Consider the following 20,740-nt stretch of genomic DNA (forward strand, 5'->3'; position numbering starts at 1 on the left):
AGCGAGTTGGAGGAGCTGGAGGTGATGATAGAGCACTGACAGTGCGTTATAAATAGCTCTATTGGTCGGATGAGTTGAGAATATATCTTCTATTCCGCTGTTTGCCGGGTACAGCCGGAATGAGCTTTCCCGCTGCGGATAAGTCCTTCGCCCGACGCACGATAGTAACGCGGTTCCAGCCTAAGCGTTCTGCTGCTTCAGCAGGAGAGAAAGGTCCATCCGCGTGTGCCGCGTAATCCAGAATCGCCCGGTCGATCGGATCGTTTGCAGAAGAGGGCGGATGCGGTACGTGACCCCACTTCCCTTTTGCCTGCATAATAGTTTGTTGGCATTTGCGTGGGTGCTCCATGATCTCATCGTAAGAGAAACGAAGCACGATCCAATCGTCAAGGATCAAATCGTTTTGACGCCGCAAATGGTCGGCGAATTGCCACCGGTCGACGTTACGCCAATGGGGGCCGAAGCCGTCGATCTCAATGGCGACGTTCGCCATGTTTAGTTGCCAAGCGAAGTCCAAATACCGATAACCGTCTTTAAAATCGCGAACCTCGAACTCGGGAATCATCTCGTTCAGGTTCCGGAATAGGGGCCACCAGATTTTGAACAGAAACATTTTCTGGGCGTAGCCGATTCCCTTCGCAAGCTTGCGTTTCCTCTCGCCGGAGTCCATCTTGATGTGCTTGTCCAACCATTTTTCATAAGCAAACTCAAATTTCGGGTCCGCCGTTTCTACCACGTAATGAAACCTCCTAATCCAATGATATTTACGAAGCTTTTAACACAAAAAAGTACTAGCTTACTTACATAAAATACCATAGATTTCCAATTTACCACAAGCCCCATTTACGAGCATAAGGACAGAGGTACAAGCGCGATAGACTCCTCGACCATATGTTACAGGACAACGGGGAGTTAAGCTCTTCGCCGTTTGGATTGGATGTTGGCGCGTAAGGTAAATGGCACAGCGTGAAGGCAATCGATCGTGCAAAGGGAGGAGTGCATGACTATGTCGCGCGTTACACGTTCGCAAGCGCAGAAGCTGGTGGGCAAACAGATTTATGCCGTTCGCAAGGACGGAACCGTTGCAACGGGCAAGCTGGCAAGCATTTCGGGAAACACGCTCATCCTGGAGCAGCCGAAAAACAAAAAGGTGCAAACGAAAGCCCTTCTGTCGCTGGCCTTGTTGGACTTGTTCACTGTAGGCGCGGTAGACGGCGGATTCGGATGGGGATATCCAGGCTATGGATACGACGGCTACGGCTATGGCTATGGTTATGACGGCTGGTTGTAACCCGATATCGTGCAGATGACAAAGCAGCGATTCGAGCCGAATTCGGCCCGAACCGCTGCTTTTTGTTTAGTCGTCTAACGATTTCGCAAGCTCGATGATTTTCAAGGATTCAATTGAGCGAACGGAATGATAACCGCGTCGGCGGTAGAATCGTATTGCTCGCTCGTTATGATCGTCGACGAAGAGGTGGGCCCACTTGCATCCTTTTGACCGGCCGTAGCTTTCTGCGCGGTTCATGAGCAGGGTTCCGAGTTTTTTGCTCTGATGACGGGAATCTACGGCAAGCAGGTCGATAAATAATGCGCCGCCGCGAAACTCCATGTGAAGAAAACCGATCGGAGGGCTTCTGAGCGTTCGGGAGGCAACTAATGTTGGGCCTCTGCGAAGGCGGTGGGAAATCTCGGCAAACAACCTGCCGTCCCTGGGATGTCGCCAAGGGGAAATCGGAACCAATTCATTGCGGACCAGCTCGACAATACCTTTGTCGTCTCGTAATTGTCTCCATCGGATCAAGCGGGGTACCTCCCCTGCCGGTTCAGTTGATCGGCTGTCGTTTCTTGCGTCAACAAGCGCTAATTGTACAACGTATGAACCTGCCGCTCCGATGGTAACGGCAATGAACCCGCAAAATGCATGAAATGCGAACGAAGATGTGTATTGACGAATGGGTTTGCGAAGAATATAATAAATCCTAAATCGACTGAACATCAAATAGCCGTGATGAGGAAAAAGCAATAGGGCTCTTATGCTCAGAGAGCGTCGGAAACGCTGCAACCGATGCCTTAATCCCTGTTCGCGAAGTCTCCTCGGAGCTGTTCCCCTGAACCGCCGCATAGGCGCATTAGGGAGAAACGGAGTAGCGCACGTTATTGCGCTTGAAGTATGGAGGATTCCGTGTTTTGTTCAAGCGGAAGCTCATACTTTATAAGGCCGTCACCGTGAGGTGGGCGGTAAATTCGGGTGGTACCGCGAAAGCTATAGCCTTTCGTCCCTTGACAGCCATATTGGCGTCGGGACGAAAGGCTTTTTGATTTGTTGAAAGGAGGAAAAAAGATGAGTACACAGGGTGTTACAATGAAGTCCAAAGAAGAATTAATCGAGAAATGGAGCAAGCCGGAAGTCATCACTGGATCGGAAATGCTGCTTCGCAGTTTGCTTCTGGAGGGTGCGGAGTGCGTCTTCGGATATCCGGGCGGCGCGGTTCTGTTTATCTACGATGCGATGCACGGCTTCACCGATTTCCAGCATCTGCTGACCCGGCATGAGCAAGGCGCGATCCACGCGGCCGACGGTTATGCCCGTTCTACCGGCAAGGTGGGCGTTTGTATCGCGACTTCGGGACCGGGGGCGACGAACCTGGTCACGGGAATCGCGACCGCATACATGGATTCTGTTCCGCTGGTCGTTATTACGGGGAACGTCGCGACGAGCCTGATCGGAACGGATGCGTTCCAAGAAGCCGATATCGTCGGCATCACGATGCCGATTACGAAGCACAGCTATCTCGTACGTAAAGCGGAGGATCTGCCTCGCGTCATTCACGAAGCCTTCCATATTGCCAATAGCGGACGCAAAGGACCGGTGCTCATCGATATTCCGAAGGACGTATCGGCGGAGAAGACGTTATTCCAGCCGGTGTCCGAAGTTCATCTTCGCGGTTACAACCCGACGGTTCAACCGAACAAGAACCAAGTGGAGAAAATGATCCGCGCCATCGAGAACGCCGAGAAACCGGTCATTCTCGCGGGCGGTGGTGTTGTCTACTCCGGAGCGCACGAGGAACTGTTCGAATTCGTCACGAAAACGGGAATTCCGACGACAACGACGCTCCTTGGCCTAGGCGGATTCCCGAGCGGGCACGAACTGCATATGGGCATGCCGGGCATGCACGGCACATGGACCGCGAATACGTCGATTCAGACGGCGGACCTCCTGATCAATATCGGCGCCCGCTTCGACGACCGGGTTACCGGCAAACTGTCCGGCTTCGCGCCGAACGCGAAGATCGTTCATATCGACATCGATCCGGCGGAGATCGGCAAGAACGTGCCGACCGACATTCCGATCGTCGGCGACGTGAAAGCCGTGCTGCAGCAGGCGAACCAACTGGTAAAACCTGCGGCCAAAGCGGACGCATGGCGCAAGCAGATCCAAGAATGGAAGGCGGCTAAGCCTTTCAAATACATCGATTCCGATACGGAATTGAAGCCTCAATGGGTCATCTCGATGATTCATGAAACGACGCACGGCGACGCGATCGTTACGACGGACGTCGGTCAGCATCAGATGTGGGCGGCGCAATATTATCCGTTTAACAAGCCGCGTTCGTGGGTGACGTCGGGTGGTCTCGGGACGATGGGCTTCGGTTTCCCGTCCGCGATCGGTGCGCAGATGGGCAACCCGGGAAGAACGGTCGTCTCCATCAACGGTGACGGCGGCATGCAAATGTGCGCCCAAGAGCTTGCGATCTGCGCGATCAACAACATTCCGGTCAAAGTGGTTATTATCAACAACCAGGTGCTTGGCATGGTACGCCAATGGCAAGAACTGATTTACGATAACCGTTACAGCCACATCGATCTCGCAGGCAGTCCTGACTTCGTGAAGCTTGCCGAAGCCTACGGCGTGAAAGGCTATCGCGCGACGAACAAAGACGATGCTCTGCAAGTCTGGAAAGAAGCGCTTGCGCATCCGGGTCCCGCGGTCGTGGAATTCGTCGTCCGCAAACACGAGAACGTCTATCCGATGGTTACCCAAGGTAGCACGATCGATCAGATGATCATGGGGGATGCCGAATGAACCGTAAATATACGATAGCGATATTAGTGAACGACCAACCGGGCGTGCTGCAACGGGTCTCTGGCCTGTTCGGCCGCCGCGGCTATAACATCGAGAGCATCACCGTCGGCGCATCCGAAGAGCCGGGACTCTCCCGTATGGTCATCGTTACGACTGGCGACGACCATACGCTGGAGCAAATCCAGAAGCAATTGTACAAGCTTATCGATGTGATTAAGGTCATCGACATCAGCAGCAATCCGATGGTCGGCCGGGAACTCGGTTTGATCAAGATCGGAGCGGAACCGTCCATGCGTCCGGAAATTCTGGGCATCGTGGAGACGTTCCGCGCAGCGATCGTGGACATCGGTCCGTCGAGCCTGATTGTTCAGGTCGTCGGGGATTCCGAGAAAATCGACGCGATGATCGAGTTGCTCAAGCCTTACGGCATCCGCGAGTTGTCGAGAACCGGAGTTACCGCGATGAACAGAGGCGCCAAATAAGTTGAAAAAACGCTTGTTATGCGTAATTAAGCCCGCCGGAGCGGGTATTCGAGGAGAGAGGCCGGCGCTAGCACCGGGAACGTCTCTCTTGGAACGCCCGCTTCGAGGGTTGACAAATTATTTACTTATTTTAAGGAGGAACACAATCCAATGGCAGTTAACTTGTTCCATGAGAAAGACGCTGATCTTGGCGTTCTTAAAGGCAAAACGATCGCAGTTATCGGTTACGGCAGCCAGGGCCATGCGCAAGCGCAAAACCTTCGCGACAGCGGAGTAAACGTCATCATCGGCCTTCGCGAAGGTAAATCCGCAGAAAGCGCTCGCAATGACGGTTTCGAAGTTCTTTCCGTTGCCGACGCAACTCGCAAAGCGGACGTTGTGCAAATCCTGATGCCGGACGAAACGCAAGCGTCCGTCTATAAAAACGAAATCGAGCCGAACCTGAAAAAAGGCGCGGCACTGATGTTCTCTCACGGCTTTAACGTTCATTTTGGCCAGATCGTAGCTCCTGCGGACGCTGACGTTCTTCTTGTCGCTCCGAAATCCCCAGGCCACATGGTTCGCCGTACTTACGTCGAAGGCTTCGGCGTTCCAGGATTGATCGCGATCCACCAAAACGGTACAGGCAAAGCGTTCGAGATCGGCATGGCTTATGCTAAAGGCATCGGCTGTACTCGCGCGGGCGTTATCGAAACGACTTTCAAAGAAGAAACCGAAACCGATCTGTTCGGCGAACAAGCCGTTCTGTGCGGCGGCGCTTCCGCGCTCGTTAAAGCGGGCTTCGAGACGCTGGTTGAAGCAGGATATGCTCCTGAGATGGCTTACTTCGAGTGCTTGCACGAGCTGAAGCTGATCGTCGACCTGATGTACGAAGGCGGTCTGGCTTCCATGCGTAACTCGATCTCCAACACGGCGGAGTACGGCGACTATGTTACCGGCCCACGCATCGTGACGGAAGAAACGAAAAAAGAAATGAAACGCGTGCTTTCCGATATCCAAGAAGGTAAATTCGCTCGCGACTTCATCCTTGAAAACCAATCCGGACGCGCGTTCCTTACGGCTACCCGCCGCAACGAAGCCGAGCATCCGATCGAAGTCGTCGGCGCGCAACTTCGTGGCCTGATGCACTGGATCAATAAATAATCACCGATTATTACAGGAAACCCCGGCATAGCGCTGCCGGGGTTTTTGCTAAACAACGGCGTCAACTTGATCTCTATGAAACGGGGGAACGTTAGATGAACTACCGTTATTCCAAGAAGCTGGACTCGTTCTCTTCTTCTGCGGTTCGCGAAATTTTGAAGCTGACGCAGAAGAAATCGATAATTTCGTTCGCGGGCGGATTGCCGGCGGAAGAACATTTCCCGGTCGCGGCGATCGGAGAAGCTTTCCAACGGGTGCTGGCGGCAGGCAATAAAGCGCTTCAATACGGGCTGACGGAAGGGTATTTGCCGCTTCGTGAGAGCATATGCAAGTGGATGTCACATAAAGGCGTGACCGTAACGCCGGACGATATGCTGATCACAACCGGCTCGCAGCAGGCGATCGATCTGTTGACGCGCATCTACATCGACCCGGGCGACGTCATTTTAGTTGAGAAGCCCACTTATTTATCGGCATTGCAAGTATTCCGCTCTTACGGCGCGGTTCTCGTATCCGTGGACGCCGACGAAAACGGCATGGTGCTAGAGGATCTGGCCGCCAAGCTGAAGGAGTATCGTCCGAAACTCGTGTACGTGATTCCGACTTTCTCCAACCCGACGGGCAAAGCCTGGAGCATGGAGCGCCGCAAAGGCGCGCTTGAGCTGTGCCGGGCCAGCGAGGCGCTCATTCTGGAAGACGATCCTTACGGAGAATTGAAATTCGGCGATTCGTCGATTCACTATCCGTCGTTGTTCTCCCTCGACCAACATCCGCTAGGCTCTTGTGTCGTCTATACGAGCACGTTCTCGAAGACGGTCGCTCCCGCGCTGCGTACAGGCTGGGTAATGGCCGATCCGGAGATCATCCGTCATATGGCCCGCGCCAAGCAGGCCGCGGATCTTCACTCGAGCTCGCTCGACCAGCAGACGCTGCATCAGTTAATGGAGCACTTCGATCTGGCGGGTCACATCGAGTTCGTTCGCAAAGAATACGAAGCACGCATGCGCCAGATGGCGGATCTTCTTGCCGAGCAAGAATGGCCGGGCGTAACCTGGAACGAGCCGAAAGGCGGCATGTTCTTCTGGCTCGAGCTTCCGGAGTCCGTCGATACGGCGGAGCTGCTCAAGACCGCTGTCGACTTGGGCGTCGCGTTCGTCCCGGGCGTCTCATTCTTCGCCGACAATACGGGCAAGAACACGATGCGCTTGAACTTCACGCACAACGACTTCGAAGGCACCGTTACGGGAATGAAACGATTAAACGAAGCGATGCAGACCGTATTGGTCAAGTAAATCGCGTGTATTTCGGATTCACGACGGACGTCCTTTATCCAGGGCGTCCGAATGGTTTGTAGTTGCAAACCTTACATAGGCGAAAACTATAGAATCGATAGTTATTATCTATTTTGTCTCTTGAGGGGAAATGTACTACAATTGAGAGAAGGTCTCAATGGACAACTATAACCTACATGTGGAGTGGATAAGAACGATGTCAGAAACGAAAAAAATAGCCGTCATCGCTGGTGACGGTATCGGTCCAGAAGTCGTCGCGGAAGCGATCAAAGTCATGAAAAAAACAGAAGAATTGTTCGGATACAAGTTTGAATTCGAACACGGCCTGTTCGGCGGCATCGCGATCGACGAGAAAGGCACGCCTCTTCCGCAAGAAACGTTGGACATCTGCCAGAAAGCGGATGCCGTATTACTCGGCGCGGTAGGCGGTCCGAAATGGGACAACAATTCGAAGGAGCTTCGCCCGGAGACAGGATTGCTCGGCATTCGCAAAGCGCTCGGCTTGTTCTCCAACATTCGTCCGGCCGTCGTATTCGATTGCCTGAAGGACGCATCCACGCTGAAGCCGGAAGTGCTTGAAGGCACTGACCTGATCGTCGTTCGCGAACTGACGGGCGGTATCTATTTCGGCGAGAAATTCCGCCGCGAAGGCGCGCAAGGTGAGGAAGCCGTCGATACATGCGTATACAACGTAACGGAGATCGAACGTATCGTACGCCAAGCGTTCGAAGTGGCTCAGAAGCGCAGCAAACGTCTGGCTTCCGTCGACAAAGCGAACGTGCTCGAAACCTCCCGCCTGTGGAGAGAAACGGTTAACCGTATCGCACCGGAATATTCGGACGTCGAAGTGGAACACGTACTCGTCGACAACTGCGCGATGCAATTGCTGCGCCGTCCTTCGAGCTTCGATGTCATCGTGACAGAGAACATGTTCGGCGACATCCTGAGCGACGAAGCTGCGATGCTGACCGGTTCGATCGGCATGCTGTCCTCGGCTTCCTTGGGTGAAGGCAGCTTTGGCTTATACGAGCCGGTGCACGGCTCCGCGCCGGACATTGCTGGCCAAGGCATCGCCAACCCGATCGCGACGATCTTGTCCGTCGCGCTCATGTTCCGCCTCACCTTTGGGTACGAAGACGCGGCAACGGCAATCGAAACGGCAGTCAAAAATGTGCTCGACGCGGGCCACCGTACGGGCGATATCGCGGTCGATAAGAGCAAAGCGATCGGAACGGGCGCGATGGGCGATCTAATTGTGGCGGCTTTGAGAAATTAATTATAATAATTCTAAAAAAGGAATTGTTATCATCTTGACGAGCCTGTCCGAGTTTGGTACGATTTTTGTCGAGAGCAAATTCAGAAAGCACTAGCAGCAAGGCTGGGCTTAACTAGGAGGCATTCGGCATGGCAGAACGTTTAGTAGGACGTCCCGCACCGGATTTCACATTGGAAACGGCGAACGGCGACGGTAAAGATTTCGGTAAAGTTTCTTTGTCCGATTATCGCGGCAAATGGTTGGTATTCTTCTTCTATCCGCTCGACTTCACATTCGTGTGCCCGACGGAGATCACGGCGCTTTCCGAAGCGGCTGAAACGTTCAAAGGTTTGAACGCTGAAGTTCTCGGCGTCAGCGTCGACAGCAAACATAGCCACCGCGCATGGATCAATACGCCTAAGAACGACAACGGTCTTGGCCAATTGAACTTCCCGCTCGCGGCGGACATTACGAAACAAGTTGCTCGCGATTACGGCGTGCTGATCGATGAAGAAGGCGTCGCTCTGCGCGGTCTGTTCATCATCGATCCGGACGGCGAATTGAAATACCAAGTCGTTAACCACAACGACGTGGGCCGCAGCGTTGACGAAACTCTGCGCGTGCTGCAAGCTCTGCAATCCGGCGGCTTGTGCCCGATGAACTGGAAAGCCGGCGACAAGAACCTCGTCGCTCAATAAACCGTTTAACCCGGATAGAAAACTCCTCGGAACGAAAGTTCCGGGGAGTTTTCTATCCTACCAGACCTATCGGGTAGAAAGACTCAAATTAGGCTTTTGACATATATTGGCGGCAGGAATTGTGCTCATCGGTAGAGAATATAGTGAGAAGAATAAGGAATCGAACCGAAGGAGGGAAGGCGATGAGCTTTTGCTGCGGAGCTAGCATGATCGGTACGAAGGGGACCTTAAAACACTACCGAACCAGGATTCATAATGTGCCGATTTTGTTTTGTCCCGTTTGTCACCGTATCGAAGTGCACTATCTGGTGGAGAACGAATACGAAATATTGGCCGAATATGCGCATGGCGACGGAGCATCTGAAGTCGACTTCCACGATTACGTCGATGAATCGGATAAAGCGCTTCATGAGAATTGCGTAAACAACGAGGACGAAGATCCGATGCAGATCGTGCAGAATCAGATTGACATGTCGCTCGATCTGTTGACGTTCGCCAAGGAAATCGGCGACTCGGAATGGGAGCAGCAATTGAAGAAACGTCTCATCGTATTAAGCCAAAGGCGCCTCAAACTTAAAATGAAACGCGCTCCCGGGGGCACGGTCTGAAAATACGGGGCGGGTGAACGTTAGATAGAATGGAAGAACCGTGATTAGGCCGATCTCTTCTGCTTAATCGCGGTTCTTTGTATTTATTCGGAGGTTACCCCCTGAAAATCGGATCGACTTGCGAATGTATATAGTGGGGTGAGCGAGTGCTGCTCTTATTGATCAAGAAATGGCTGAACTCATCCGGCAGAACGTCGAAGTTACCCGGAGACGGGAAAACGCCGGAGCGTTCGGTAGAGCAGATTCAAAACGGTGACGAAGAACTTCGCAATGCGTTTATTCGTCGTTATAATCCATACATTCTGAAAATAACCAGCCGCTTTTTCCGGCGGTCGATCGATCCGGCTAGAGACGACGCGTACAGCGTCGCGCTTGCCGCTTTCGACGAGGCGATCAATCGTTTTTCGCCGGAGAAGGGCAGGCTGTTTTTGGGCTTCGCGGAAACGGTCATACACCGGCGTTTGGTCGATTATGTCCGGCAAGAGAGCAAACATGCCGCCGCCGTCCCCTATAGCGCGTTCGACATCGAATCCGAAGAAGGCGGAAGCACGGTTAACCGCGTGGAAGTCGCGCAAGCAATGGAGGCATATAGACGGGAGGTAACGGCGGACGAGCGCAAGCTGGAGATCGCTTCGTTGACGGAAGATCTGGCTCTTTACGGGATTACTTTCGAAGATCTGGCGAAGCTGTCTCCCAAACATCAAGATTCGCGCGCGCAGTTGCTGCGAATAGGAAGAAAGCTTGCAAGAGAGGAACGGCTATTTCGTTCGCTCCGCGAAACCCGGCAATTGCCGATTAAGGAATTATGCGAAATGGGAACTACGTCGCGCAAAACGGTCGAAAGGCACCGAAAATACATTATCGCGGTAAGCATGATAGCGGGAGGATCCTATCCATTCTTACAGGAATATATCGGCTTGGATCGCGAAGAGGAGGAGGGGTAACGTGACACGCGGAACGGTAATGTCGTTGCAGAGAAATACGGCCGTCGTGCTGACGCCGGACGGGCAGTTTATTAGAGTCCGCAGGCAGAGTTGGTTCGAGATCGGTGAAGAAATTGCCGGGGAAGCGCTCGTACGCGCAGCCTCCCGCGTCCGGAGGCGTTTGCTTCAAGCCGGGGCGGTGGTATCGGCCATCGCGCTGATCCTCTTCGCAGCGACGATGTTTGGGACGCGCCCCGTCGTGGCTTACGTCACGATGGACGTTAATCCAAGCATCGAACTTGGCTTGGACGCAGATGAGAAGGTTCGTGAGCTGCGCGCGGTCAACGAAGACGGGAAAGAACTCGTCGAAGGCGTAAAATATCGCGGACGGGATATGGAGACGGTCGTGAACGAGATCGCCCGCAAACTCGTCGAGACGCATATGCTGACGCCGGACGACGGCGAGGTTGTTATCGCAAGCGTTCCGGTGAAAGACGTCGACGAACAATGGGAGCGGCAAGTTACCTGGAAGATGGCGCGAATTCTGAACGAGGCGACGAAGAGCGAGCGGGAGAATCAAGCCGTCAAGCTTGACGTCACGACGGTCTCGGTACCGAAGGAAGTCAGGAAAGAGGCGGAAGCCAACGGCATCTCCTCGGGCAAGATGGCGTTCTGGCTCGCTTCCGAAAGCCAAGGCCACGAAGTGTCGCTTGAGACGCTCAAAAAGGAGTCCATGAAGGATATCGCTGCCGATTGGGGTGGCATCAAAGAGGTCATGGGGCAATACGAGCATAAGATGAGAGATAAGCCTCGCGACGGGAAAAGCGGCGACTCCAAAAACCATAAAGACAAACATGACAAAAAAGACAAGAGCGACAAAAAAGACAAGAGCGACAAAAAAGACAAGAGCGACAAAAAAGACAAACAAGATAGAAACGACAATAAAGACGGAAGAGACAAACAAGATAGAAACGACAATAAAAACGGAAGAGACAAACAAGACAGAAACGGCAATCAAAACGAAAACGACGATCAAAAGGATAAGAAAAACGAAAAGTCTTCTATTAATAAAGGAAGTAAACCGAGCAAAGGAAGCGACGGCAAGAACGAGAATCGTAATAAAAGCGGAACAAATCATGAGAAAAAGAATGGCAAAGACAATAGAAAAAGCGATAAAAATGGAAATCGCAAGCACGAAAACTCGGGCAAGGGCCGGGACCAACGTTAAGCGGCTCGATTCGTCACCGCTCGACAACTTCTCCCGTTGACAGTCGCAATCATAAATGGATATGATTTGATTAATTTAGGGATGGAATTGTGACTGACAGGCCTATGGAGGATACGCGAATGAACGGGTGGAAAACGCGTTATTTTGCAATTCTTGCCGAGTTTGTTCGGACCGTCGAGCACAGCGTATCCGCAGAGATGAAAGAGTTAGGACTTCAACTTGTCGGACTGTCGGCTGCCGAGGTCCTTGAACAACATGAAGAGTGCGTCAAACTTTTGCTTTCCAACGCAGAACCCGAAGACCGGATGACGATCGTTCACCGGTCTCTTTTGTTTATTACGGAGCTGATGGAGAAACGCCCGAACAGATTTGAAACCGTTCTCCAGCATATGGACAGCGGCGTGGCCCTGTTTGATGGCACGGGGAATTTGAGATTCGTCAACATGCAGATGTCGAAGGTACTTCAGTTGCCGCGAAGATCGTTGGTCGGCTGCTCGCTTCGCCAATTGTTTTTACATCGGGAACTACGCTTGTCCATTCGCAAAAATTTATTGCGCATCTATAAAGGTATGATTTATTACCGACGGTATAACGACGAATTTCAAGATGCGAGCGGCAGGTTTCTGCTTATCAGCATTTCCAGAATCGACGAGCTCGACGGCGATTACTTGGTCAGCGTGAAAGACATATCGGAATTCAAGCAGATCGAACAGGCGGCATTTCAGAACGACAAGCTTGCCATGCTGGGCAAGATCGCCGCGGCCATCGCTCATGAAATCCGCAATCCGCTGACTTCGATTCGAGGCTTTATCCAATTGTTGAACCCTTACTTAAAGGAAATCGGCAAACAGGAATACGGGAGAATCATCCTATCGGAGATCGACAGGGCGAATGACATCATATACGAGTTTCTGAATTCGTCCAAGCCGTTCGTTCCGATGAAGCAGAAGGTATCTATCAGGATGCTGCTTAAGGACACGATCATGCTTTCGGAGAGCGAAGCGGTGATGAAAGGTTGCGAGCTGTATCAAGAAATTTACGATGATGATTTAACCGTAGCTGTTGATGTGAAACAGGTCAAACAGGTGCTCTTGAATATCGTGAAAAACGCCATGGACGCCATTCAGGAGGTGCTGAACGAGCGGAAAGGTCTCATCGTAATCTCGGCAAGTCGGGAGAACGGATACGCCTTGATCACGATTCGTGACAATGGGAAAGGCATGGAGAGAGCGACGTTAAATCGGCTCTTCGATCCCTTTTTCACGACGAAGGAAGCGGGGACGGGATTGGGCTTGTCGGTCAGTTATCGCATCATCAGCAATCACGGAGGAACGATCCATGTAGAAAGCCAGATTGGGGAGGGAACGGCTTTCATGATTTATTTGCCTTTTGTGGAGTAGGGAGGGTAGAATCGGGGGTGAGCGCAACATTTTGTCTAAGGTGGGACATCAGCGATGTTATGGACTGAACGGATGATTAGATGGGAAATCAAATCTGATCGTGACGGCTTGCTGCCGGCGGCCGATTTGATCACTGTATTCACGGATCGGAAAGCGTTGGACGACAGACGCTTATTGCTGCATTCCGAGCTGGATCGGGAATTACGCGACAGGGCGAATCTAGGCATCTATACAAGCAAATCGGGAGAAGCGGAATTCATGCCGACGTTAGGACTGGTTCCCGAGAAATATGCGGCTTACGCAGGGATCGAAGGCGACTTCCGCCCAGCCAAGAAATGGCGAGTAGCGGCGGGAAGCCTCGGAAAATCGCTGCTTCAATATCGAATTCGCAAGATGACCTTCCTCTTGCCGACGGATTGGTTAGTCGGGCTGTCGTCCGCGGAGCGCCAGGAGGTCTCTCAAGCTTTCATGGAAGGACTGTTGCTCGGGTTATACCGCAGGCAAAGCGCGGCAGCTGAAAGCCGTCCCGAGGCCGTTCTGGAAGAGATCGGGTTTATTCTGAATCACGAAGAAGCGGCTAACGATTGGGACGAAGGCTTGCGACGCGGTTATGAAACGGCGAACGCCGTATGTTATGCGCGGGAACTCACGAATGAGCCGGCCAATCTCCTTACCCCTGAGCGGTTGGCGGAGGAAGCACGTTCCCTTGCGGCTCATTACGGCTTGGATTGTCTGATCTATGACGAGAAAGACGCCGCCACGGAAGGAATGGGCGGTCTTCTGGCGGTCGGCCGAGGAAGCATCAATCCGCCGCGCATGATCGTCTTGCGGCATAACGGGAATCCCGACTCGAAGGAAACGCTTGGAATCATCGGCAAAGGCATAACCTTCGATACCGGAGGCATTTCCCTCAAGAAAGCAGAGGGCATGGAGGAGATGATCTCCGACATGGGCGGCGCGGCGGCAGTACTGGGCGCGATGAGGGCCGTTGGCGAACGCAAACCCGCGGCGAACATCGTTGCGGTGATTCCCGCGGCGGAGAATATGCCGTCGGGGAGCGCCTTTAAGCCCGGCGATGTCATTCGCATGTACGGCGGGAAAACCGTCGAAGTGCTGAACACGGATGCCGAAGGGAGAATCGTGCTCGCGGACGGCCTGACGACGGCCATCCGTCATGGCGCGACAAGGTTGATCGACGTGGCGACTTTGACCGGGGCGGTCATGCATGCGCTTGGCGATTGGTCGACAGGAGTTTTCTCCAACGCCGAAGGGATGCTCCAAAGTTTTTTGCGTTCCGCCGAGCGGGCCGGGGAATACGTATGGCCGCTGCCGACGTTCCCGGAATACCAAAGCTTGCTTAAGAGCGATGTCGCAGACTTGAAAAATCATGGAGGGGCTTGGGCCGGGGCGATCGCGGGCGCGTTGTTCGTCGGCGCCTTCGCGGAAGATCGGCCATGGATTCATCTAGACATCGGAGGAACCGCCTGGATGTGGAGCGATAGGGGATTCGAAGGAAAAGGCGGAACGGGCGTCATGGTTCGTTCGCTGCTCGAATATATTCGCAATGAAACGGGAGCTTCGGAGTAAACATCCGGGACAACATGGGGGAGCATCGCGATGAGCGGTTGGGCGAATGAAATCAAGCGCAAGATCTGGATCCGCAAGAGCGAATCGGAGAACCGGAGAAGCCTTCGGATCTCATTGATCGAGGGGATACCTGCCAATATTTTGGCTAACCTATTAGGCGGTCCTCTGCAGACCGTATATTTAACGTATCTTGGTTTTTCCGCATTCCATATCGGTCTGGTGTTGGCGGTTCCGCCATTCGCCTTGCTGGTTCAGATTATTATTGCGTTCGCGATGCAGAGCTGGCAGAACCGACGGTTTTTCTCCGCGCTATTCGGTATCGTACATCGCACCCTATGGGTCGGAACGGGGTTAATCCCTCTCACCTTTACTCAGGATGCCTGGATTCCGGTCTATATCGCGGTCTGGCTGGTCTGCATGATATCCGGACAAGCCGGAGGCGTCGTATGGACCTCTCTAATGGCCGATGTCGTTCCTCCGTCCTTGAGGGGCAAATACTTCGGCATACGCAACACGATCCATTGGGCGGTCGTCTGCGTGACGTTGCTCGCCGGCGGGCAGATCATGGAGCGGCTGCCGGGAACGCAAGGGTTTATCGTCCTCTTCTCGCTGAGCGCCGCATGCGTCATTTGGAACGGCTGGGCGTTGACGCGTTATCCGAATCCGCCTTTCCAACGATCGGAAAGCGGACGGTCGCTGCGGATGTTCGCACGTCCATTCTCGGATCGGCGTTTTTTGTCGGCGACGATGTTTATTTCCGTTTTTATTTTGTTGCAAAATATCGTGATTCCGTTATTCTCTTACATCATGCTCCAAGTGTTGGACATGACCGCGAGCAAGGTGACGATCGTCATCATGCTGCAAAACCTGGCCATGATGTTCAGCTATTATTATTGGGGTGTGCTGAATAGCCGCTATTCGACGAATACGCTGTTGCTGTGGACGTTTCCGATCATCTCTGCCGCTTGCGCGGTGTGGGCGGGCATGTCGATTCTTCCCGCGCTGCTCGTGCTAATCGTCGTGCACGTGCTGCTAGGTTTCGGGCAAGCAGGCTATAATTTGCTCGTCTTTAATTTCCTAATCGGAGATTCGCCCAAATCGGAACGGCCTATGTATGTCGCCGTTTTCTCCGCCTTTACGGGGATATCCGGATTTATCGGTCCAATCGCAGGGGGCTGGCTGTACGATGCCGCGAACAACTGGCCGCTCTGGCTGCAGACATACGGGATTGTCGCGATCGCCGGAGTTGCGCTGCTCGTATTGGCGTTTGCCGTCGCACCGTTCGTATTCGGTAAACGGAAACAATCGCGCGCCAGCGAAACCGTGGTAGAATGGAATTGAACGAATCCACTAAAGAAAAGACGAGGTGTTCGGCATGGAATTGATCGTAACGCCTTCCGCTCTGTCATGCTTCAAAGAAGAATGGGGTATTGGGCAAGGAGAAACGGTCCGTATTTTCGTCAGATACGTAAGCGGTGGAGAGACCCCGTTTGCGTTCGGAATAACGCGAGATACGCCGATCGATGCCGCGGTTGTAACGGTTGCCGGCGAGGTGACGTTTTACATGGAGAGTAAAGACGTCTGGTTCCTAGAGGGCAAAAGCCTTCGGATCGATAACCAAGGCGAAGATATCGTATTTCATTTTTCTTAAGGTAGAAAACCGGAGCGGATTGATGTAAACTAATAATCATTATATTTCGACATGCTCCGGCAGGCAGAGAAAGGGAGATTGAAAGGATATGACGGTACATAGCAAGACGAATCATTGCAAGATCGTGGATTGTACGGTACGTGACGGAGGTCTCGTCAACAACTGGGATTTCAGCGTGGAGTTCGTGCAAGATTTGTACGAGTCCTTGAACGCTGCCGGCGTGGAGTACATGGAGGTCGGCTACAAAAACTCTCCGAAGCTTCTGAAGAGCGAAGGAAAGGAAGGACCGTGGAGATTTCTGGACGACGACTTCCTGCGCAAAGTGATCGGCGAGAAGAAACGTACGAAGCTGTCCGCGCTCGTTGACGTAGGGCGGGTAGACGAAGCCGACGTGCTTCAGCGGAGCGAATCGATGCTCGACTTGATTCGCGTTGCTTGTTACGCGCGGGATACGGCGAAGGCGATCGACCTCGGAACGTTGTTCCATAATCGCGGTTACGAGACGACGATCAATATTATGGCGCTGTCCGGCGTCATGGACAACGAATTGAACGAGTCGCTTGCGATGATTAACGACAGCCCGATCGACGTTGTCTACATTGTTGATTCCTACGGAAGCTTGGACCCGGACGATATTCGCTATCTCGTGGAGAAATTCAGCCGCGCGCTCAAGAACAAACGTCTGGGCGTCCATACGCATAACAATCTCCAGCTTGCTTTTGCCAATACGTTAACCGCCGCTCAACTTGGCGTCGAATTGCTCGACGCGTCCGTTTTCGGCATGGGCCGCGCCGCCGGCAATACGCCGACCGAGCTGCTGCTCGCCAAGCTTACGAAGCCGGAGTACAATCTTCGTCCGGTGCTCGGCATGATCGAGAAGCATATGATCAAGCTGCGCGAGAAGGAAGAGTGGGGTTACCTCATTCCGGACATGATCACGGGCACGCTCGACGAGCATCCGAGAAGCGCCATGGGTTGGAGAGCTTCGGACAAGCGCGATCTGTTTACCGAATTTTACGACAAGATGACGACCCCGGAAGTTTTCCACGGGAAATAAGCTTGTCGACGCAAGAGCCGTTTTCGAGTCCAATCGACTCGTACGGCTCTTTTTTCGCACCCAATAGTGCTTTCGACTCGACAAAAGGCGTTCCGTAGGCTATTGTTTTTGTAAAAACATGGCACGCATGGAGGTCGGATACATGTCGGGAGCAGAGTATGGAAGCTTCTTTCCGGGGACGAACGGGGGAGAACGGTCCGAAGGCGCCGAACAACCCCGTCTGCTGAATGATATTCTGGATCGGTTAAGCATTCGGAATCGGCTGCCGCCGCTGACTCCGGAGAAGGCGTGGCATCCCCGCATCGACGAGGAGATCGCGGCGTTGTCGCGAGCGTACTGGGCGGACGGACTGCCCGACGGCTTGTCGTCGTTACAGGCTTACCAGGCCGCCCTTCATCTGTGGAACGACAGTCTGGAAGCTGCGCATGAGCTCGTGCAGGAGCTGGATACGCCGACGGGAATGCTGCTTCACGGCATTATTCATCGGCGCGAGGGAGATTACGACAATGCGAAATATTGGTTCCACCGGACGGGCAACCATCCTGCTTATCACGGATTGCAAGCAAGGGCGGCGGCATTCCTGCGCCAGCATGAAGGGGTTCGCGGCCCGCTTGAGCAAGCATTGGACAACATCGTCACGCAGGGGAGTTGGAATCCGTATCTGTTCGTGAACGCCGTCGAAATCCAGGAAAATCAGGTCGGTGAAGATAACGCGCGTTATCCGCTTGAGTACCTGCAACAATTGGAACTGGAGGCTGTGCTTCGTTTTCTCGAAGGACGTATCGCCGTAAACCCCGAATAGATAAGCGAAGAAAACAGAACGTCACCGCGGATTTCGTACGCGATGAAACGGGCGCCAGTTAGCGTCTCCAAGCAAACAAGCGCAAGCGGGAACGATCAAGCCCATGAACAGCGTCGCGTACAGCAATAACCCGATGAGCGCGCCGACGCCGATCTGTGCTAGCGTATCAACCCCGGAGAAGGCGAGCGCCCCGAACGTTCCCCCCATAATGACGGCGGAGGAACCGATGACCCCTCCTGTCGATCGCATGGCCGTGGTCATCGCGGCCGCCGCTTGCCCGGGGCGGTATTCTTCTTTGAAACGGGCCATGAGGAAAATACCGTAGTCCACTCCTAACGCCACGATAATGATGAAGACGAAGAAGGAAACCGTCCACGATAATCCGTCATATCCCAACCCTTTTACGAACAAAAACTCCAATATGCCCATCGTGATCAAATAATTTAATCCGAGCGAGAGCAATACATATAGAGGAGCGACGAAAGAACGAAGCAGCAGCATGAGCAATAGGGCAATCCCGATAAGCACCCATACTCCCGTGCGAACGAAATCCCGCAGCGAGATGTCGCGAAGTTCGCCGTATTTCGCGGAAATCCCGGCTGCATACGCCTGCGGATCCTCCAGCCATGTAGCGTTCAAGCTGTGCTGCAATTTCTCCATGATCAACGGTACCGTATCCAGCGCCCGATCGGAATAAGGATTCGAGTCGAGAATGAGCTCAATCTTCGCCGTTCGCCCGTCCGGGGAAATGTAGTAGTCTAACGCTCGTTCGCTGGCGGCGTGATGTCGCTCCCCAGAGCTGTCGTTTAATCGCTTCAGTCCGCCAAGCTGTGAGACGATCAGTTGGCTTAATCCGCTCTGGAGCTGCTTGACGGATGACGCGATACCGAGCAGGCCTTGGCTCAGAGGGGCGGAGCTGAGAGCGATCGTTTTCAGACCGTCGATCAGCGATTCTTGTTCTCCCACGATCGTTTGGATAAGCTCTGCGACGTTGGGCTTCCGAAGCTGGCCCGGAACGGTCAGCTCGTCCGGCTTGCGGCCGAGCGGGCGAACCGCGCTGCGGACTTCGCGAACGTCGTCCAGACGGGTCAGGTCCGTGCTGGCTTGCTCCAAGGCGGCAAGCCCCGAAGTCGTGCGCATGGACTGCTTGGCGGTAACGACGATCGTGACCGGGAATAGCTCCCCGGCTCCGAATGCTTTCTCCGCCTGACGGAAACCCGAGACGGATGGCAAATTCGGATTGATCTCGGAAATATCGTCGAAGGAGCGTTTGCCTTCATAAAGCAAAGTCAGCGGCGTTAATCCGATGACCGCCGCGAGCAGCACGGCAACCGAGCGTTTCCGGGCTAGCGAGGCGAAGGTCTCCCATAGGCGGGACAGGCGCCGTTGCGAACCGGCGGCGCCGCTATCGGGCCAGAACGCGGCTTTGCCGAATACGAGCAGCAGCGCGGGAGCGAGCGTCAAAGCCGCCGCGACGGTGACGAGCATGCCGACGGCAACGCCGACAGCAGACCGGTACAGGCCGAACTCGGCTAATCCGAGAAGCAGGAAGGCCGCGAATACGGTGGCGGCCGAGTAGACGATCGTCGCGCCTACGCCGGACATCGTTCGGGACAACGCGGCAATCCGATCGCGAGGGTTGCCTGCCGATAATTCCTCGCGATATCGCAAAATCAAGAGAATGCAGTAGTCCGTGCCCGCGCCAAACAGAACGGCGATCAGGAAAGATTCCGAGAAATGGGACACAGGAACGCCGAACTGCGCGCATATTCCAACGATTCCCCGAGCCAGCACAAAGCTGGTTCCGATCGTGAGCAATGGGATCACCGCGGCAATCGGGGACCGGAATAAAAACAGCAAGATGAGCACGACGAACCCGACCGTCAGCATTTCCGTACGGCGAAGGCCGCTTTCCGCGGATTGCTGGAAGTCCTGGGACAGCGGAGCGCTGCCCGTTAATAATGCTGAGCTCCCTTCGGGAGCATCCTTAAGCAACTCCTTCAGCCTGCCAAGCGTCGTCTTGGTCGCCTCGTCGAAATCGGCATGAGGCAGATTCACGATCGCGATCCGGGTCGAACCGTCCTTGCTCAGCAATCTGTCGGCGATCTCAGGCTGCGTTCCGGCCGAAACGACGCTTGTCACGCCAATCTCTTCCCGTTCTGAATCGATACGATCCATCAAGCCGTCTATCCATTCCTGGTCTGTCCGCGTCAAGCCTTCAGACCGCGAGAATACGATAACCGCGCTCGATAGCGAGCGATCGTTCGGGGTTATATTTTGCAGCAGATGCGTCGCCTGAACGGACCCGGCCTCGGCGGGAAGAAATTTCTGCTCCGACGTTCGCAGGACATCCTGCAGATTCGGCAGAGCGATGATTGCGAGGGAACCGGCCGCAAGCCAAGCCGCGACGACAACCCAGCGCAGCTTGGCTATCCAACGTATCCAGATGTCCATCGTCCCTCCTCCTTCTTGCGCTATTGCGGTTCGTACCCCGACAATCTATCGATATCCACGTACCGAGGCC

At 53.9% G+C, this 20,740-nt stretch carries 19 protein-coding genes; 16 read left to right on the forward strand and 3 right to left on the reverse strand.

Features of this window, described 5'->3' with window-relative positions; translation table 11 throughout:
• Window positions 1-58: 58 nt before the first annotated feature.
• Window positions 59-736, reverse strand: coding sequence for a helix-turn-helix domain-containing protein (locus tag FPZ45_RS16435; protein WP_144704115.1), 678 nt, complete (start codon window positions 734-736; stop codon window positions 59-61).
• A 270-nt stretch (window positions 737-1,006) separates the two neighbouring features.
• On the opposite strand from FPZ45_RS16435, the gene FPZ45_RS16440 reads away from it, so the two are divergent.
• On the forward strand, window positions 1,007-1,291 hold the full coding sequence (locus FPZ45_RS16440) for a 50S ribosomal protein L33 (protein ID WP_144704118.1): 285 nt from the start codon (window positions 1,007-1,009) through the stop codon (window positions 1,289-1,291).
• A 66-nt stretch (window positions 1,292-1,357) separates the two neighbouring features.
• On the opposite strand, the gene FPZ45_RS25380 is transcribed toward FPZ45_RS16440, so the two are convergent.
• Window positions 1,358-1,804, reverse strand: a complete 447-nt coding sequence (locus tag FPZ45_RS25380; RefSeq protein ID WP_186438426.1) for a GNAT family N-acetyltransferase — start codon at window positions 1,802-1,804, stop codon at window positions 1,358-1,360.
• A 540-nt stretch (window positions 1,805-2,344) separates the two neighbouring features.
• Here FPZ45_RS25380 and ilvB point away from each other — a divergent pair.
• The 15 genes from ilvB to FPZ45_RS16520 all read left to right on the forward strand — a co-directional run bounded on the left by ilvB (window position 2,345) and on the right by FPZ45_RS16520 (window position 18,216).
• Window positions 2,345-4,090: a biosynthetic-type acetolactate synthase large subunit gene (ilvB, locus tag FPZ45_RS16450; protein ID WP_144704124.1), complete on the forward strand. Its 1,746-nt coding sequence runs from the start codon at window positions 2,345-2,347 to the stop codon at window positions 4,088-4,090.
• Window positions 4,087-4,572, forward strand: coding sequence for an acetolactate synthase small subunit (gene ilvN, locus FPZ45_RS16455; RefSeq protein ID WP_144704127.1), 486 nt, complete (start codon window positions 4,087-4,089; stop codon window positions 4,570-4,572). The genes ilvB and ilvN overlap by 4 nt, the downstream gene beginning before the upstream one ends.
• A gap of 150 nt (window positions 4,573-4,722) precedes the next feature.
• Window positions 4,723-5,715 (forward strand): ketol-acid reductoisomerase, encoded by a 993-nt coding sequence (ilvC, locus tag FPZ45_RS16460; protein ID WP_144704130.1) that lies wholly within the window; start codon window positions 4,723-4,725, stop codon window positions 5,713-5,715.
• Window positions 5,716-5,810: 95 nt separating this feature from the next.
• Window positions 5,811-7,007 carry an aminotransferase-like domain-containing protein gene (locus FPZ45_RS16465; RefSeq protein WP_144704134.1) on the forward strand — a complete coding sequence of 399 codons (1,197 nt, stop codon included), beginning with the start codon at window positions 5,811-5,813 and terminating at the stop codon, window positions 7,005-7,007.
• Between the two features lie 196 nt (window positions 7,008-7,203).
• Window positions 7,204-8,283 (forward strand): 3-isopropylmalate dehydrogenase, encoded by a 1,080-nt coding sequence (gene leuB / locus FPZ45_RS16470; protein ID WP_144704137.1) that lies wholly within the window; start codon window positions 7,204-7,206, stop codon window positions 8,281-8,283.
• A gap of 128 nt (window positions 8,284-8,411) precedes the next feature.
• Complete coding sequence (locus FPZ45_RS16475; protein ID WP_144704140.1) at window positions 8,412-8,960, forward strand: peroxiredoxin; 549 nt, start codon at window positions 8,412-8,414, stop codon at window positions 8,958-8,960.
• A gap of 182 nt (window positions 8,961-9,142) precedes the next feature.
• Window positions 9,143-9,568: a hypothetical protein gene (locus FPZ45_RS16480; RefSeq protein ID WP_144704143.1), complete on the forward strand. Its 426-nt coding sequence runs from the start codon at window positions 9,143-9,145 to the stop codon at window positions 9,566-9,568.
• Between the two features lie 146 nt (window positions 9,569-9,714).
• Window positions 9,715-10,512: an RNA polymerase sigma-I factor gene (gene sigI / locus FPZ45_RS16485; protein WP_144704146.1), complete on the forward strand. Its 798-nt coding sequence runs from the start codon at window positions 9,715-9,717 to the stop codon at window positions 10,510-10,512.
• 1 nt (window position 10,513) lies between these two features.
• Window positions 10,514-11,719 carry an anti-sigma-I factor RsgI family protein gene (locus FPZ45_RS16490; RefSeq protein ID WP_144704149.1) on the forward strand — a complete coding sequence of 402 codons (1,206 nt, stop codon included), beginning with the start codon at window positions 10,514-10,516 and terminating at the stop codon, window positions 11,717-11,719.
• Window positions 11,720-11,838: 119 nt separating this feature from the next.
• Window positions 11,839-13,119, forward strand: coding sequence for a two-component system sensor histidine kinase NtrB (locus tag FPZ45_RS16495; protein ID WP_144704152.1), 1,281 nt, complete (start codon window positions 11,839-11,841; stop codon window positions 13,117-13,119).
• A gap of 54 nt (window positions 13,120-13,173) precedes the next feature.
• The gene (locus FPZ45_RS16500; RefSeq protein WP_144704155.1) at window positions 13,174-14,706 is read left to right on the forward strand and encodes a leucyl aminopeptidase; all 1,533 of its coding nucleotides are present in this window, start codon (window positions 13,174-13,176) and stop codon (window positions 14,704-14,706) included.
• A gap of 30 nt (window positions 14,707-14,736) precedes the next feature.
• The gene (locus tag FPZ45_RS16505; RefSeq protein WP_144704158.1) at window positions 14,737-16,047 is read left to right on the forward strand and encodes an MFS transporter; all 1,311 of its coding nucleotides are present in this window, start codon (window positions 14,737-14,739) and stop codon (window positions 16,045-16,047) included.
• Between the two features lie 34 nt (window positions 16,048-16,081).
• On the forward strand, window positions 16,082-16,357 hold the full coding sequence (locus tag FPZ45_RS16510; RefSeq protein ID WP_144704161.1) for a HesB/YadR/YfhF family protein: 276 nt from the start codon (window positions 16,082-16,084) through the stop codon (window positions 16,355-16,357).
• Between the two features lie 88 nt (window positions 16,358-16,445).
• On the forward strand, window positions 16,446-17,414 hold the full coding sequence (locus tag FPZ45_RS16515; RefSeq protein ID WP_144704164.1) for an aldolase catalytic domain-containing protein: 969 nt from the start codon (window positions 16,446-16,448) through the stop codon (window positions 17,412-17,414).
• Window positions 17,415-17,556: 142 nt separating this feature from the next.
• Window positions 17,557-18,216, forward strand: a complete 660-nt coding sequence (locus FPZ45_RS16520; protein WP_144704167.1) for a hypothetical protein — start codon at window positions 17,557-17,559, stop codon at window positions 18,214-18,216.
• A gap of 21 nt (window positions 18,217-18,237) precedes the next feature.
• Here the strand turns inward: FPZ45_RS16520 and FPZ45_RS16525 are convergent, their stop codons facing one another.
• Window positions 18,238-20,670 (reverse strand): MMPL family transporter, encoded by a 2,433-nt coding sequence (locus tag FPZ45_RS16525; protein WP_144704170.1) that lies wholly within the window; start codon window positions 20,668-20,670, stop codon window positions 18,238-18,240.
• Window positions 20,671-20,740: the final 70 nt, after the last annotated feature.

It is taken from the genome of Cohnella terricola, assembly GCF_007786475.1.
Taxonomy (GTDB): Bacteria; Bacillota; Bacilli; order Paenibacillales; family Paenibacillaceae; genus Cohnella; species Cohnella terricola.